At 68.4% G+C, this 13,815-nt stretch carries 13 protein-coding genes; 5 read left to right on the top strand and 8 right to left on the bottom strand.

The features are described from left to right. The first annotated feature begins 31 nt into the window (after nt 1-31). Nucleotides 32-457: a tautomerase family protein gene (locus ACSMXV_RS14500; protein ID WP_473178042.1), complete on the top strand. Its 426-nt coding sequence runs from the start codon at nt 32-34 to the stop codon at nt 455-457. A 96-nt stretch (nt 458-553) separates the two neighbouring features. Here ACSMXV_RS14500 and ACSMXV_RS14495 read toward each other — a convergent pair whose 3' ends face one another. Both ACSMXV_RS14495 and ACSMXV_RS14490 read right to left on the bottom strand, forming a co-directional pair. Further along, the gene (locus ACSMXV_RS14495; RefSeq protein WP_473178041.1) at nt 554-1,780 is read right to left on the bottom strand and encodes a bifunctional class I SAM-dependent methyltransferase/NUDIX hydrolase; all 1,227 of its coding nucleotides are present in this window, start codon (nt 1,778-1,780) and stop codon (nt 554-556) included. A 205-nt stretch (nt 1,781-1,985) separates the two neighbouring features. After that, the gene (locus tag ACSMXV_RS14490) at nt 1,986-2,636 is read right to left on the bottom strand and encodes an HAD family hydrolase (protein ID WP_473178040.1); all 651 of its coding nucleotides are present in this window, start codon (nt 2,634-2,636) and stop codon (nt 1,986-1,988) included. A 225-nt stretch (nt 2,637-2,861) separates the two neighbouring features. Here ACSMXV_RS14490 and ACSMXV_RS14485 point away from each other — a divergent pair, with 225 nt between their 5' ends. The 3 genes from ACSMXV_RS14485 to ACSMXV_RS14475 all read left to right on the top strand — a co-directional run bounded on the left by ACSMXV_RS14485 (nt 2,862) and on the right by ACSMXV_RS14475 (nt 6,358). Continuing rightward, nucleotides 2,862-3,842 (top strand): phosphotransferase family protein, encoded by a 981-nt coding sequence (locus ACSMXV_RS14485; protein ID WP_473178039.1) that lies wholly within the window; start codon nt 2,862-2,864, stop codon nt 3,840-3,842. A 429-nt stretch (nt 3,843-4,271) separates the two neighbouring features. Next, a complete protein-coding gene (locus tag ACSMXV_RS14480; RefSeq protein ID WP_473178038.1) occupies nt 4,272-5,138 on the top strand; it encodes a YwqG family protein in 867 nt (288 codons plus the stop codon). Then, nucleotides 5,138-6,358 (top strand): hypothetical protein, encoded by a 1,221-nt coding sequence (locus ACSMXV_RS14475; protein WP_473178934.1) that lies wholly within the window; start codon nt 5,138-5,140, stop codon nt 6,356-6,358. The genes ACSMXV_RS14480 and ACSMXV_RS14475 overlap by 1 nt, the downstream gene beginning before the upstream one ends. Nucleotides 6,359-6,719: 361 nt before the next feature. On the opposite strand, the gene ACSMXV_RS14470 is transcribed toward ACSMXV_RS14475, so the two are convergent. The 5 genes from ACSMXV_RS14470 to ACSMXV_RS14450 form a co-directional block, all read right to left on the bottom strand. Continuing rightward, entirely contained in the window at nt 6,720-8,564 is a 1,845-nt protein-coding gene (locus ACSMXV_RS14470; RefSeq protein WP_473178933.1) for an ATP-binding cassette domain-containing protein, read from the bottom strand. Nucleotides 8,565-8,626: 62 nt separating this feature from the next. After that, nucleotides 8,627-9,103, bottom strand: coding sequence for an NUDIX domain-containing protein (locus ACSMXV_RS14465; RefSeq protein WP_473178037.1), 477 nt, complete (start codon nt 9,101-9,103; stop codon nt 8,627-8,629). Next, nucleotides 9,100-9,987 (bottom strand): aminoglycoside phosphotransferase family protein, encoded by an 888-nt coding sequence (locus ACSMXV_RS14460; protein WP_473178036.1) that lies wholly within the window; start codon nt 9,985-9,987, stop codon nt 9,100-9,102. The genes ACSMXV_RS14465 and ACSMXV_RS14460 overlap by 4 nt, the downstream gene beginning before the upstream one ends. Continuing rightward, on the bottom strand, nt 9,984-10,115 hold the full coding sequence (locus tag ACSMXV_RS14455; protein ID WP_473178035.1) for a hypothetical protein: 132 nt from the start codon (nt 10,113-10,115) through the stop codon (nt 9,984-9,986). Before ACSMXV_RS14455 ends, ACSMXV_RS14460 begins: the two co-directional genes overlap by 4 nt. 216 nt (nt 10,116-10,331) lie before the next feature. Next, nucleotides 10,332-10,769, bottom strand: a complete 438-nt coding sequence (locus tag ACSMXV_RS14450) for a hypothetical protein (protein ID WP_473178034.1) — start codon at nt 10,767-10,769, stop codon at nt 10,332-10,334. 160 nt (nt 10,770-10,929) lie between these two features. Here ACSMXV_RS14450 and murC point away from each other — a divergent pair, with 160 nt between their 5' ends. Beyond that, entirely contained in the window at nt 10,930-12,387 is a 1,458-nt protein-coding gene (gene murC, locus ACSMXV_RS14445) for a UDP-N-acetylmuramate--L-alanine ligase (protein ID WP_473178033.1), read from the top strand. Here the strand turns inward: murC and ACSMXV_RS14440 are convergent. Beyond that, nucleotides 12,384-13,793: a UDP-N-acetylmuramoyl-tripeptide--D-alanyl-D-alanine ligase gene (locus tag ACSMXV_RS14440; RefSeq protein ID WP_473178032.1), complete on the bottom strand. Its 1,410-nt coding sequence runs from the start codon at nt 13,791-13,793 to the stop codon at nt 12,384-12,386. The genes murC and ACSMXV_RS14440 overlap by 4 nt on opposite strands. Nucleotides 13,794-13,815: the final 22 nt, after the last annotated feature.

The raw sequence follows: 13,815 nt of genomic DNA, 5'->3' as shown, positions 1-13,815 counted from the left end.
ATCCAGGCGCTCTGGAAGGAGAACCGCCGACATGCCATTTGTTCGTATTGACGCGTTGAGGGCCGACAGTGATCGGCTCGACGCGCTCGGCCGCGCCGTGCACGACGCCTTGGTCGAGACGATTGGCTTCCCACCCGACGACCGGTTCCAAGTCCTGGTCAGTCATGACGGCACCAACAGCACCCTGCGCTACGACAATTACCTCGGTGTGCACCGTGATGACGGCATCGTGTTTGTCGCGATCACGATGCGCTCCGGGCGCACGCCCGCGCAGAAGCAGGCGCTGTACTGGCGGATCGCCGAGCTCGCCCACGAGTACGCGGGAACCGAGCCGCGGAACATGTTCGTCACCGTGACCGAGAACGAGTCGATTGACTGGTCGTTCGGCGACGGGGTAGCGCAGTACGTCGCTTCCTCCGATGTGGCCAGCTCGCCATCGGCGGTCGCCAGGAACTAGAGCAACAGCGAGATCGATGTACGAGCCATGCCTGATCAGGCCGAAGACATCGCCGTTGTCCTTACGGTCATGGACTCGCCGGGCGGATGAAGGCGGTCAGTCGGAAGTACGGCGGTTGCCGTTGAGGGCGGAGCGCTTGCTCCCGGCGAGCGCCTGGGCGGGGGCGTAGGGGGTGTAGTGGGCGGGCGGGTGGTTGATCGGCAGGTCGGGGCGCCAGGCTGTCAGGATCTGGGCCGAGCACTCGAACAGCCCGTCCGGCAGGGCGCCGAGCGACCACCACCGCCAGTTGCCGATGGTCGCCTCGCGGGTGACGGGGGTGCCCTGCCAGGCTGTGACCTGGGCGGCGACCGTCGTACGGACAACGTCCTGGACGTGGTCGAGCAGGGAGCCCAGCAGGACGACGTCCTCGGGACGGGCGACGAGCCCGGCTTCCTCGGCCAGCTCTCGCACGACCGCCGCGTGCAGGCTTTCCCCGGGCTCGACGGACCCGCCCGGCAGATCCCAAGTGCCCAGCCGGTGTTGGCCAAGGAGTAGGCCCTGCGGCCCGTGAACGATGGCCCCCACCCCAAGGGCCGCATGAGGCTTCGGGGCCCGAGTACTGCGCGGGCGGCTGGTGATGCATGCCGTACGCACCGGATCAGTACGGCGCGCGTGGAAGAGGCGGCAGGAGACCGGATTATGAGACTCCGGCGCATCCAGCACATCGATCTTCTCGACGATGAAACCGCTGTCGACAAGCAGGTCCTCCCACAGCTCCGCGCTGAGGATCCACATCCGTACGGGCAGATTGCGCTCCGTGCCCAGCGGGAGTTCCTCGGTCCTCGGCTCGACGCAGGTCGAGGGCGCCGCGCCGGTCTTGGTGGTGTGGATGACCGAGAAGACGAGCTTTCCGCCGGGCCGGATGGCCCGCGCGAGCACGGGCAGCACCGCATGCGGGTCGAGGTAGCCCATTCCGTGCCGCGAGTAGATGACGTCGTAAGGGGAGTCGACCGCCTTGAGGAAGTCGACGGCGTCGGACCGGACCAGTCGCAGGTTGTCCAGGCTGGCGTAGCGGGCGAGGGCCCGCTGGTGCTGGGTGGGTGAGGACTCGATCGCGTCAACGAGGGCGGTGTGGTCGCGCGCGAGGTGGGCCGCGTGGCGGCCCAGGCCGGAGCAGAGGTCCAGAACGCGCCGTCCCGCCACACAGCCCAGGACCTCGCTGCCCGGGCCGGTGTTCCAAAACCCCCAGTGGATCTGGTCCACTTCTGCGATTTCTGTCCCGTGCGTCAGGTGGTGGTCGCCGTAGGTCATCCAGCTCGCCGTGTTGATGTCGTGGCTGTTCACCGTGTTCGTACTCCTGGGCAGGCGGCGGAATGGTGCTGTAGGGTCCGCGGATTAGTCAGCAGCGGCGGGCCATTGGCCTGCGGTGTTGCCGACGTGCGCAGTGCGGGGGCGTGGGGCTGTCGGCGGTTGGTGCGCAATCGGCGGCTGAGCGACGTCTTCGGGTGTCACGCTCGGTGAGACGCGGCCGGTGCTTGGTCCTGTGTTGTCATCTGGCGGTGTCGGTAGCGTAGTTGATGGCGGATGCGGCGTCGTCGGTGGTGTGGGTGGGCCGGTATGCCGCTTCCGTCCATGGCCGACTGCCCGACACCCAGACGCTGTGTGCGCCGATGCTCGTCGCGCCGCCGATGTCGGCGTGCGGTGAGTCACCGATCACCCAGGCGCCGGGAAGGGAGGCGTCGGTGGCGGCCGCTGCCGCGTGGAAGATCTCCGGTGCGGGTTTCTTGTGGCCGATGGCCTCTGAGATCACCCAGCCGTGGACGATCCGATCCAGTCCGGTCTTCCTGATCTTCGTTTCCTGTTGCGCGACGCGGCCGTTGGTGACGATCGCGCAGGTCCAGCCATCGGCGATCGCCTTGCCGAGTGCTTCGCGGGTGGTGTCAGGCAGGACGACGCGATCGGCGGCGCCATGGTCGAGAAAGGCCCGGACGGCGCTGTCGCGAACGGCGGAGCCGTAGCGGCTGGTCATGGCGTGGGCGACAGCCTGTCGCGGCGTGTAGCCGCTGGCGTCGAGGGACATCAGCCATGCGAGGTCGTCTTCCGGCAGTGCGTGCTCGGCCAGGAAGGCGATCGCCGCGTCTCGGAAGGCGGCGTCGCGGTCGACCAGGGTGTTGTCGAGGTCGAGCATCAGCAGCGGCATGGGCGGCAGTAGATCATGTCCTCACAGCCGATGCTCGTGACCTTCGGCAGAAACCTCCAGAGGACGTCGATTGCCGCCTCGGATGCCTGGGAGCCGCTTCCTGAAGCGTGCGGGGTCGAGGGGTGACGCTTCGGAACAAAATCGTTCGGCGTTGAGCGGTGGCCCGCGTAGGGTGCCCCAGTTGTTGAACCGGAAAGGCGGGTTGTGGACGTGGCACCTCGGAAAGTGACGCGAGACCAGTTGGCGGGGGCGGCGCGGGCTGCGCTGGGTGGCGGGCGGCGGCTGGAGGTGGTCGAGCGGCTCGCGGGCGGCAGCAAGAAGGGCGTCTACCGTCTGACGATGGACGACGCTGCGACGGCGATCGCCTATCTGTGGGAGAGGTCGGAGAACTACTGGCCAGCGACCGAGGGCGACGACGACCTCACCGATCCGTTCTCGCCCGGTGTCGGGCTCGACCTGTTCGAGGCCGCCCACGCGCGGTTGGGCTCTCTGGGCCTTCGGGTTCCTCAGGTCCATCTGGTCGACCGCGACCGCACCCACTACCCGGCCGACCTCGCGATCGTGGAGGACTTCCCCGGCGAGGACCTGATGGACCTGCTCAACCGTGACCCGCGCGCCGCAGAGCCGACGATGGCGCGTCTTGCCGATGCACTGACAGCGATGCGAAGTCACCGGGCGCCATCTTTCGGCAAGGTAGCTCTGATCGACGGAGGCGGAACGTCGCGGGGGAGGTCCTGCGAGGGCGCCGTGCTCGACTTCGCGCTGCGTAATCTCGCCGAGGCGGCTTCGCGCGACCGCAGGGTTGCTGGTGCCCGCGGCCGGCTGGAGGAGCGGCTGCGAGAGCTCGCCGCAGCGGTGCGGCCGCGTGCCGAGTACTCGGTCGTTCATGGCGAGCTGGGGTTGGACCACGTGCTGGTGGACCGGGATGGCAATCCGGTTCTGATCGACATCGAGGATCTGATGTACTTCGATGTCGAGTGGGAGCACGTGTTCCTGCGGATCCGCCATCCCGACAGCCACTACCGGCGGTTGGCGGTGGGTGGCCTCGACGAAGACCGACTCGCGCTCTATATGCTCGCTCAGCGGCTGTCACTGACGGCGGGTCCGCTCCGGCTGCTTGAGGGGGACTTCCCTGACCGGGCGTTCATGCAGGGAGTCGCCGAGCACAACTTGAACGAGGCGCTGGCGCTGGTCTCGGCGGTTTGAGCGCGGCGCTGCGGACCGCGGCCGAGGGCTGTCTTGTCCCCGTCGTGCCGGTTGGACTCGACGATCTCCGCCAGGTCCTCGTGCAGAGCGACCAGCTGCGGGGCGTTGTACTCAAGGCGGCAAGGCGCCGGACCGACGGCAGCGATGCGACCTCGTCCTTCTCGTCCTTGGGCGCCTCGTCCTCGCCGACCACCCGCAGCCGCTCCTGCGACAGCCGCACCGCCATGCGCCGCTCAGTGCGGTTGGCCGCCAGTCCAGCGCCCCACCGCTGTAGCAGGCCCACTAGAGCGCGCTTGCTGTCCGGGAACCGGTGCGTCCTGGCCGCGAGCCTGCGAGCGCGTAGAGATCATTTCCCACCCAGGTTGATCATTTCCCAGTGGGGAGCGACTGCTGGGCGGACTGTCAGTGGCGCCGGGCATGATCGAGCGCATGACACATGGATCCTCCGATGCCCTGCGCGTCCTTGCTCTGCGGCATCTGTCTCCTGACACAGCCGAGCAATGGCTTGGTCTGCTGCGCCCCGGTGTGCGCCTTGACGCTGCCGCAGGCTCGGACAAGCGGGTCGGGCAGCTCGGTGGTCTGCCGAAGCTTCCAGCCGCTACGGACTGGCCGAGATGGGAGGGGCACGGGCCACTCGCGTTCATCGCTTCGATCGACTGCGCGGCGCTGCCCGTCGATGCTCTGGACATCGAGCTCCCGAGCGACGGGATGCTGCTCTTCTTCTACTTCGACGGCCAGCTGGATGACGGCGAGACTCTTGTCCTGGCCGAGGACCAGGAGAGCTGGGCGGGCGCCCGCGTGCTCTACGTACCGGCCGGAGGGCAAGTGTCGGAGCGTGACACACCCGGGGAACTCAAGCCGTACCCGCTGGTGCCGCTGGCCGCGCGGGTGGAGATGACGGCGGCCGAGCCTTGGCATCCACAGATCCGCGAGACCTTTGCGCCGGGTACTCCGCTCGGGCAGCGGTACGACCACCCGGTGTGTGCTCAGGAGTTCCTCGACGCGCTGTGGGAGTTCGACGACGCCGTGGGCCACCAGATCGGCGGCCATGCGCACTCGATTCAGAATCCAGTGGAGATAGAGATAGCGGAAGCGGTCCTCGACGGAGCGGCGTCCTGGGACGACCCTCGACTGTCCGACGAGGCGGGCAGCTGGGTGCTCCTGGCTCAGTTCGACAGCGAGGACGCCGCGGACATGATGTGGGGTGACTGCGGGGCCTTGTACTGGCTGATCCGTCCGCAGGATCTGGCCGAGCGGCGTTTCGACCGGGCGATGTTCACCTGGCAGTGCAGCTGATGGCCGCCAGACCACCCACCTGGGGTGTTCAGTACACGCTGTGTCTGCCCACCGAGGATGCGGCAAGGGCTGCCGCAGTCGAGCTGGCCGGCTGGGGGCACCGTCTGACTGCGGTGCGGGTTCACGATCACTTCCGGTACGTTCCGTCGAACTTCTGGTACGGCAGACCGTCGATGGATCCCGAGCTGGAAGGCTGGTGGCAGGTCTTTTCGCTGGCCGTCTACAGCGGTCACGACCGAATGGCTCTTGAGCCCTTCTTCCGCAGTGAACGGGTACGGGTGGCCCGCGTTGCCCGTGCACATGGTGGTTTCCAGCAGGGCTGCAGCGAGGGGCACGCGGAGACCCTTGAGCGGGTCTTTACGAGGGACGGCCTGGTGCACGAACAGGTAGCGGCCGAGGTGCTCCTCCCCAACGCCCTGCCCACGGAACCAGCGCGGCCTCCGGCCGGTCCGCCGTGGTCTTGCGCCGGGGCGGGTGAGCCGACGGCGGTGGTCCGGGCGGTGGTGGCGGCCGCCGAGCGGATGTACGGCAGCGCGGAGGATGCTCCGGATGCAGTGGGGTGGCTGCTCGGCGAGGAGTTCGCCTTCGGCGAGCCGTACGAGACCACGGGCGAGTTCCTGGGAGATCTGGCGGACGCCGTTGCCCACCAGGGCACTTGCACCGACGGTACGGTCGAGGCCGTTCCGTTCCTGGCCGAGCTGGTCTGCGACGACAGCGTTCCCGCCGGCACTCAGGTGATCCTGCTCGGTGATCTGCTGCGGCTCGCTGCCAGCGGGCCCGCGGCGGCCGTCTCTCTGACCGACCGCATCGCCGCCCTCGGCGGCGCATGGCAGGAGTCTGCCGCCGACTACCTGACACGGAAAGCCATCGGCCACGAACTGCCGCGCCTGCTGTCTCGCTGGGAGGCGGAGAGTGACGCTGCCCGGTTCGTTCTCGCCGCCCTTACTGCGGTCTGTGACCGACGTGCCTCCCACATGCTGTCCAGGCTGGAAGAACTGCCCGCCCCGATGGGCACCGGTCGTGCCGACGTAGCGGCTCTGATGGCAGCGCTTCTCAGCGGAGACCAAGACCGTTTGGAGGCAGCGCTGAACCGACTGTCCTTGTGGCTGCCACGCGTTGCGGAGAAGATCGCCAGCCCAAACGTCGCCCTTCGGGATTTGGGGCTGGCCATCCTCCCGGACCTCGTCATGGAGGATGTCGGGGCGGCCGCCTATGGCTGACCCTCAGCAAGCAGGGCGAAGGGGCTACCGCTCGTCGAGGAGTGTGAACAGCCGCTTCGCCTCAACGCCCTGACCGGCTTTCGTGGCTGTGATGGGCGGTGGCGATGGTTGATGACCTGGAAGCTGGCAGCCGTCTCGATGACGCGCGCGGCCCGCTGGTGGAGCGTAGTGCGGGGGTGCCCAGGCTGATGGCGGCTGCCGGCGTGTGCGGTGTCCGGGGAGCTGGACTCGGAAGTGCTCCCCAGCAGATCACCACTGACCGTCACCGTTGCTCAGGCAGTCGCGGATTTGCTGATCCACTGCTAACGAACCGCCTTCATTGCCAACGAAGCCGCGGATCCTAGAGGTGCGGCACCGGTGGTCAGCGGTCTTTGGAGAGGGTGAGGAGTTCCGCGAAGAGGCCGTGAGCCCTGGCCAGGTCCTCGTAGCGTCCCTGTTCGGCGATCCGGCCGTGTTCCATGACGACGATCCGATCTGCGACTCGGGTGTTCTCCAGCTGGTGGGTGATCACGATGGTGATGCGGTCGGCGGCGATCGCCTTGATCTCCTCGAGGATTGCGTGCTCGCCCCGAGCGTCCATCTGGGAGGTCGGCTCATCCAGGATCAGAAGAGCGGGCCGCCGGTACAGGGCGCGGGCGCAGGCCAGGCGCTGCCACTGCCCGCCGGAAAGCTCGGTACCCCCGAACAACTCGCGAGCCAGCAGGGTGTCCAGACCATGTGGGAGTTCCTGGATCGCAGTGCGCATGCCGACCGCGTCGATCGCCTCCCACACCGGATGGTCGTCGTGCGTGCGGGGCTGGCCGAGGGTGACGTTCTCCCGTGCGCGCAGCGGCCATTGGGCGAAGTTCTGGGGCACCAGGCCGGTGTGCGCCCAGATGCTGTTGGGGTCGACGGCAGCGAGGTCGAGGCCGTCCCAGGCCACTCGCCCCTTGTCGGGGAGATAGATTGCGGTAATTAGCCGCGTCAGTGTGGATTTTCCGGATCCGTTTTCTCCGACGATCGCCAGGATCTCGCCCCGCCGCAGAGTGAGGGAGACGTTGTCGACAGCGGGGCTCTCCTTGCCTGGGTACTGGTACACCACTTCGTCCAGCCGGATTTCCTCCACTGGCGCGGACACGGTCAACTCGCCACGTTGCGGCGTGCGTTCGTTGGCAAGATCGAGGAACGCTCGCATGTCCGCGAGGTACAGAGATGTGTGGAACATGGCCGCTCCGTAGATGACAACCTGGCTCAGTGCGGCCAGGGTGGTCTGCACCGCTACGACGGCGGTTGCGGCAATGGCGAGATCCACGCGCCCGGTGATCGCCAGCCAAGCCAGCGCGGCCCAGGTCGCGACGAGGAAGACACCACCGAGCGCCGAGCTGGCCAGGACGATGCGGAGCATCCGGGGCGCGACGGTCAGGGTGCGCTCGTCGATGCGTTCTGAGACCGTCCGGTACCAATACAGCAGGTAGGCGGTCATTCCGTTCGCGCGGACCTCATCCGTGTATTTCGGCGTGGTGGACCACCAGCGCATCATGTGGCGCACGTTGCGGTCGCCGACGTTGGCGTAGTGGGTCTCGTAGGTGACCCGGGCGGAGAGCACCGCCCCGATCCCGGCCGGGACGACGGCGAGGAGGAGCAGGGGCAGCATCGCCATGTGAAGGACGGAGAGCACGCCGGTGGCGGTGACCATGCGGACCAAGGAGGTGGTGAAGCGCGTCGCGTCCTGCACCATCAAGTGCGAGCGGACCACGCCCATCTCTGCGGCCTCCTGCCGGTCGGCGAAGCCATCCTCCGCGTAGGCCGTGGCCTCCACCCGGCACACGGCCTCAACGAGCGCGGTGTCGGCGGCGGTGGTCAGCCGTGGGGTGATCCGCCCGTCCGCGTAGGAGGACACGGCGGTGGAGATCCGCCCAGCGGCGGCCGCGGCGGACACGACGAGCAGTGCGGGCAATGCCGTTTGCAGCCGCTCCGCGACAGGGCCGGCGCCGAGGATGGGCTGCATGGCGCGGGCAGTGAAGGCCAGCAGGATGGCGGCTGCGATGCCGGTCAACAGCTGACAGCCCAACAGCACTATGACGGCCCGGCGGTCGATGGCCCACGCCATTCGGGCGGTTTGCTGCAGCACTGAGGGCAGCCGGGCGCACATCGCTTTGAAGGACGCATCGCCCAGCGGGTTCTTGCCGTGGTGGCCCTCGAAGCTGAAATCCGCAGGTGGCGGCATTGGTGGGGTGTCGGGAGCGGTCTGGTCGGTCGTCTCGGCGCCCCAGCGACGGGTGTGGTTGATCACGCTGCTTCCCCCGGGAGATCGGCAGGCCAGTTGATGTTCGCGTACAGCTGGCCGGTGGCGAGCGCCCGCAGGACGGCGGCGCTGTAGGGGTGGCAGTCGGCAGGCGGATGACCGGGCTCCACCCACACCAGGGCGGTGTGCTTGTCCGGCTCCATGTTGCGGGGCTGCCCGTGCCAGCGCTGTGCGGTGAACACTGCCCCGATACGGCCGCCAGTGTCCCCGCTGAAGTAGTGCATGAGCCCGCAGAACTCCGTGTCGTGCGGCTCGACGATGACGCCTACCTCTTCCTGCGCCTCTCGTCGGGCGCCGGCGTCGGCCGGCTCGCCGCTCTCCAAGTGCCCGCCGACGACCACCAGCGCGCCCTCGGCGTGGGTGTCGGCCGCCCGGCGCAGCACCAGTACCCGGCCGTCGTCGCGATGCAGCAGCATCAGCACATCCACGATGCTGCGGTAGCGGTCGCTGATCTCGGTCATGCGAAGTCCCCCCTCATGAGACTGTCCAGAGTGCGCCGGCCACGTTCGACGACCTCGTGGTCCTTGTTCGGTACGCCCCAGGAGATGGCGCTTGCCGCATCCAGCGCGGCCAGGCACTTGAGCGCGATCTCCTCGGTCTTCGTCAGAGAGCGGCCGAAGCCGTCGAGGAAAGCCGTGCGTAGATCACTCCGCTCCAGCCACGGTCCGCAGGCGAGGCGGACGATGTCGTGCACGGCGGCGTGCGGCCGGGCTCTCTCCAGGTCGATCACTGCAAGGCGACCGGTCTGGTCGTCCCACAGCCAATTGCGCTCTTGGAAGTCGCCGTGGACGAAGCCGATAGGCAATGCCTCCAGTAGTTCCAGCTGGGCGGCATGGCGGCGCACGAGCTTCTGTTCTTGTTCGCCGATCAGGTCTCCGGCGCGTTCCAGGTGTGTCTCCGCGCCCTGGGTGGCGCGTGCGAATTCGGCTTCCGCCTCGGCGTGGTCTTGCGGGGCCAGATCATGGGCGCCGTGGAAGCGGCGCAGCCAGGCACCGGCCTGACGGTGCACCTCACGGTGCGTGGTCGGCGAGAGCGAGAGTGTCTTGACAGCCCGGCCGGGCACGGCGGTCAGCAGCAGCGCGAGGTGCTGCGCGTTTGTCTCCAGGAGGTGCGGGACTTCCCCTGGGGGCAGGGCGGGGGCTGCGTGCCGGTAGGCCCGCGTCTCGCGAGCGAAGAACTTCGGGGTCGGTGAAGCCTTCAGATAGACGAGACGTGAGCCGCACGTGAGCCGCCATACCCGAGAGTTAGGACGATCGTGCGACACATCTCGTACGTCATCCACCGTGGTGACGATCCGCTCGGCCCAGGCGAGCAGTTCATCCGGGAGGGCCTTGCCCTGGCTCATGAGGCCCACCCCATCGGGGTGTAGAAACGGCCGGCTTCCATGCCCTCCAGGGCGCGCCGTCCGAGGAGCACGAAGCCGTCCTTTTCGAACACGAGATGAACACCAACGACGTTGGTATGGGGTTCCATGTGGGCTCCTCAGTCGACGTCGATCCGGACAGGTGCTCGGAGAACGGGGCCGATCGGGGGTGCGTAACGGTGTCGCAGGGGCTATTTGCCGATCGAAAGTTCGAACAGGCGGGACGGGCCCTTCAGGGCGGGGAGGGGCGGTCGTGATCTAGTTTTCGAACCACCCGAGTGGGGTTGGATACCCGATTCGGGGATTGCGCTCAGCCCGGAAATCGGTCATGCCGGTGGGGCGGATATTCCTTTCTGCCGTGGCGTTGTGGAACCAGAAGAGTTCGCTGATGCGACGGCACGCTGGATCAGGACGCGCGCGTATTGCTCGGGGCTGAGACGTGCGCGGGTGGCGCGCCGTACCAGTGCTTCGTGATCGGCGGCATCGAGCCGTAGGCGAAGGTCGACGAGAGGCCCGAGCGCGAGATCGGCCGGGGTCATGTGCTCGCCGAGGTGCTTGCTGAGAAGCGCGGCCAGCAGTTCCGGGACAGGGGAGCGGGGTCGCTCCCCGTCACGCAGCCAGCGGCCTATGCGAGAGGCGTCGACGGCGATGCCGGTGATGTTGCGCTCGAGGGCGTAGGCGTTGAGGCGCCGGGCGGTCTCCCCGTGGCTCCATCCGGTGCGGGTGATGGCGTGTGCAAGCGGGAAGTTCGGGCTCTGCGTCATGCCGGCTCCTTTGTGGGGGGCGGGCGGGTGTTGCGGTCGTGTTCGCAACACCGCAGGCGGTAGCGGCGGTGACGGCGGGGCCGAGACGTTGGCGGGGCGGCGCTCGCTGTGGGGCGCCGGCCGGTTGTGGTGGCCCGTGGCCGCCTGGAGGAGGACTCTCATGGCTGAGACGGCAATCCCGAAGATCACCCCTACCGTGCTGTCCGGGGTGCCCGATCTCCGGCGCGTGCACTTCGTCGGCATCGGCGGCCAGGGCATGCAGACGTTGGCGCGTCTGTGCGCCGAGATGGGACACACGGTGTCCGGCAGCGACATCAAGGAGAGTGCCGCGATCCGCGCGCTGTCCGAGCTCGGCGTGCGGGTGCACATCGGGCATGCCGCCGAGCAGGTACCGGTCGACGCGACCGCGGTGGTGTTCACGCAGGCGGTCGGCGAGGAGAACCCCGAGGTGACGGCCGCGCGTCGGCGCGGCCTTCCGCTGGTGCACCGCTCCACCGTGCTGGACGCCCTGATGGTCGGCCGGACGGCGGTCGCGGTGACCGGTACGCATGGCAAGTCCAGCACGACCGGGATGCTCGGCACCTCGCTGTCCGGTGCCGGGTATGACCCCACGTACGCGGTCGGCGGTGAGCTGGCCGGGCCGGCCAGCGGGGCCCGGCTCGGCAGGGGCGGCCTGTTCGTCGCCGAGGTCGACGAGTCCGACCGCAGTTTCTACGACGTGAGCGTGAACGTCGCGGTGATCACGCGCATCGAGCACGACCACCCCGAGACGTACTCCGGTCTGTCCGAGCACATCGACGCGTACGAGAGGTTCCTGCAAGGGCTGCGGGTGGACGGCATCGCGATCCTCAACGCCGACGACCCCGCCAGCCGTGAACTCGCCGCCCGGGTCAGGGGAATGGAGGAGCCGCCACGGTTGGTGACCTTCGGCCAGGCCGAGGATGCGGCGTGGCGGTTGAGCGCAGTGCGCACCGCGAACGGCACCAGCACCGCCACCCTTCACGGCCCAAACGGCATCGCGTATGCCCTCGCGCTGAGCATTCCGGGCGTGCACCAGCTCCACAACGCGGCCGCCGCTGTGGCCGCCGCCCATGTGCTCGGCCTGGATGTCGCGGCCGTGGTGCGCGAGCTGACGGCGTTCGGCGGGGTCAAGCGGCGCTTCAGCCCGGTGGAGGGCGCCCAGGCGCAGGTGCGGGTGTACGACTCCTACGCCCACCACCCGACTGAGATCACCGCTGACCTGGTCGCCGCCCAGTCCTTGGCGGGGACCGGCCGCGTCCTGACGGTCTTCCAGCCCCCGGCCCAGTCCCGACTCGCCGCGTTCTGCGGTGACTTCGGCCAGGCCCTGGCGGCGGCCGACGAAGTCGTGATCACCGACAACCCTTCGGCGCTGGTGCCCGCCACGCTCCAGGAGCTGGCAGCCGGAGTGATCGACGGCGGCGGCGCGGTGCGGACCGTGGAGCCCGACCGGGCGGCCGCCGTGCAGGCAGTAGCCGAAGCGGCTGAGCCCGGGGACGTCATCGTGCTGATCGGCACCGGAGACCTCACCGAGTACGGCGCGCACCTGACTGCCGACCTGGTGACGAAGATGGCACGGGCTGCTGCGGCCGCAGCCTAAACGGCTGGCAGGTCCCCATCGGGGTCCGGCGGCAGCAGCGCCTGAGCGAGCTGCTGCAGCTGGACCCCACGTGACGCCTTGATCAGGACAACGTCCCCGGGGCGCAGGATGGAGTTCAGCAAATGCAGGGCGGCGTCCGGGTCGGGCACGTGGTGCGCTGTGATCGCTCCGGCCTCGGCAGCGGCTTTCTGCATCCATTGGGCCTCGTCCCCTCCGACGGTGATGAGTTCGTCCAGGCCGAGCTGGGCGGCGATGCGTCCGACGCCTTCGTGAGCAGTGCGGGAGGCATCACCGAGTTCGTTCATCTGCCCCAGTACGGCGATAGCCCGCTTGTTCTTGCCTCGGCCGATGCGGGCGAGGGCCTCGAGAGAGACCCGCATGGAGTCCGGGTTGGCGTTGTAAGCGTCGTTGATCACCGTGACGCCGTCGTCGCGGAGGTGAGTCTCCATCCGCCAGCGAGACTGTGCCTTGGCCGAGTTGAGGAGTTCCGCGATCCGCTCGACGGGCAGACCGGCTTCGCGGGCGACGGCGGCCGCGGCCAGGGCGTTGTGGACGTGGTGTTCCCCTACGAGGTGCAGGGCGATCGGCGCCTCTCCTTCGGGGGTGTGCAGGGTGAAGCAGGGCTGGCCGTCGTCGTTGAGGCGGGCGTCGAGGGCGCGAACAGTGGCGGCCGGATCCAGGCCGAACGTGACGATGCGGGCGTGGGTGCGGTTGGCCATGGCCCGGACGAGAGGGTCGTCGTGGTTGAGGACGGCGAGCCCGCCGGGCGGCAGGGATTCGGGAAGCTCGCCCTTGGCCTGGGCGATCTTCTCGCGCCCGCCGAACTCGCCGACGTGCGCGGTACCAACGTTGGTGACGACCGCGACGTGAGGCCGCGCGATGCGGGTCAGGTCATGGATGTGCCCAATCCCTCGGGCCCCCATCTCGAGCACCAGGTGGCGCGTCGTGGTGTCGGCGCGTGAGACCGTCAGCGGCAGGCCGATCTCGTTGTTGAAGGACTGGTAGGTCGCGATGGTCGGCGCGTCCGCCTGCAAGAGCCGGGCGATGAGGTCTTTGGTGCTTGTTTTGCCCGCCGAGCCGGTGATGGCGACGACCTTCGTGTGCGGGAGCCGGGTGATGAGGTGATGGGCAAGCTTCCCGGCGGCGTGAAGGACGTCGGGAACGACGATGGCCGGCACGCCGACCGGGCGGGTGGTAAGGGCGGCGGTGGCTCCATTGGCGACTGCTTGGGCGGCGTAGGCATGTCCGTCGGCCTGGGTGCCGCTCAGCGCAAGGAACAATCCCCCGCGGGGGACGTTGCGGGAATCGAATGCGGCGGGTTCGGTGACACGAGCCTCTGGGGCGGGGGCATCTGCGAGCGAGCCGTTCACGACGTCGGTGATCTCGCGCAGCGACATGGGCAGCATGGTCTTCTTCCTGTTCTGGTGG

Source organism: Streptomyces sp. DSM 42067, from assembly GCF_055792885.1.
This window is presented reverse-complemented; position numbering and strand designations above follow the sequence as displayed.

Excerpts from the sequence above, each read along its gene's own strand:
- ACSMXV_RS14440 (WP_473178032.1), bottom strand. The coding sequence starts at position 13,793 with ATGCTGCCCATGTCGCTGCGCGAGATCACCGACGTCGTGAACGGCTCG.
- ACSMXV_RS14450 (WP_473178034.1), bottom strand. The coding sequence starts at position 10,769 with ATGACGCAGAGCCCGAACTTCCCGCTTGCACACGCCATCACCCGCACC.
- ACSMXV_RS14465 (WP_473178037.1), bottom strand. The coding sequence starts at position 9,103 with ATGACCGAGATCAGCGACCGCTACCGCAGCATCGTGGATGTGCTGATG.
- ACSMXV_RS14500 (WP_473178042.1), top strand. The coding sequence starts at position 32 with ATGCCATTTGTTCGTATTGACGCGTTGAGGGCCGACAGTGATCGGCTC.
- ACSMXV_RS14470 (WP_473178933.1), bottom strand. The coding sequence starts at position 8,564 with ATGCCGCCACCTGCGGATTTCAGCTTCGAGGGCCACCACGGCAAGAAC.
- ACSMXV_RS14480 (WP_473178038.1), top strand. The coding sequence starts at position 4,272 with ATGACACATGGATCCTCCGATGCCCTGCGCGTCCTTGCTCTGCGGCAT.
- ACSMXV_RS14460 (WP_473178036.1), bottom strand. The coding sequence starts at position 9,987 with ATGAGCCAGGGCAAGGCCCTCCCGGATGAACTGCTCGCCTGGGCCGAG.
- ACSMXV_RS14455 (WP_473178035.1), bottom strand. The coding sequence starts at position 10,115 with ATGGAACCCCATACCAACGTCGTTGGTGTTCATCTCGTGTTCGAAAAG.
- ACSMXV_RS14490 (WP_473178040.1), bottom strand. The coding sequence starts at position 2,636 with ATGCCGCTGCTGATGCTCGACCTCGACAACACCCTGGTCGACCGCGAC.
- ACSMXV_RS14475 (WP_473178934.1), top strand. The coding sequence starts at position 5,138 with ATGGCCGCCAGACCACCCACCTGGGGTGTTCAGTACACGCTGTGTCTG.
- murC (WP_473178033.1), top strand. The coding sequence starts at position 10,930 with ATGGCTGAGACGGCAATCCCGAAGATCACCCCTACCGTGCTGTCCGGG.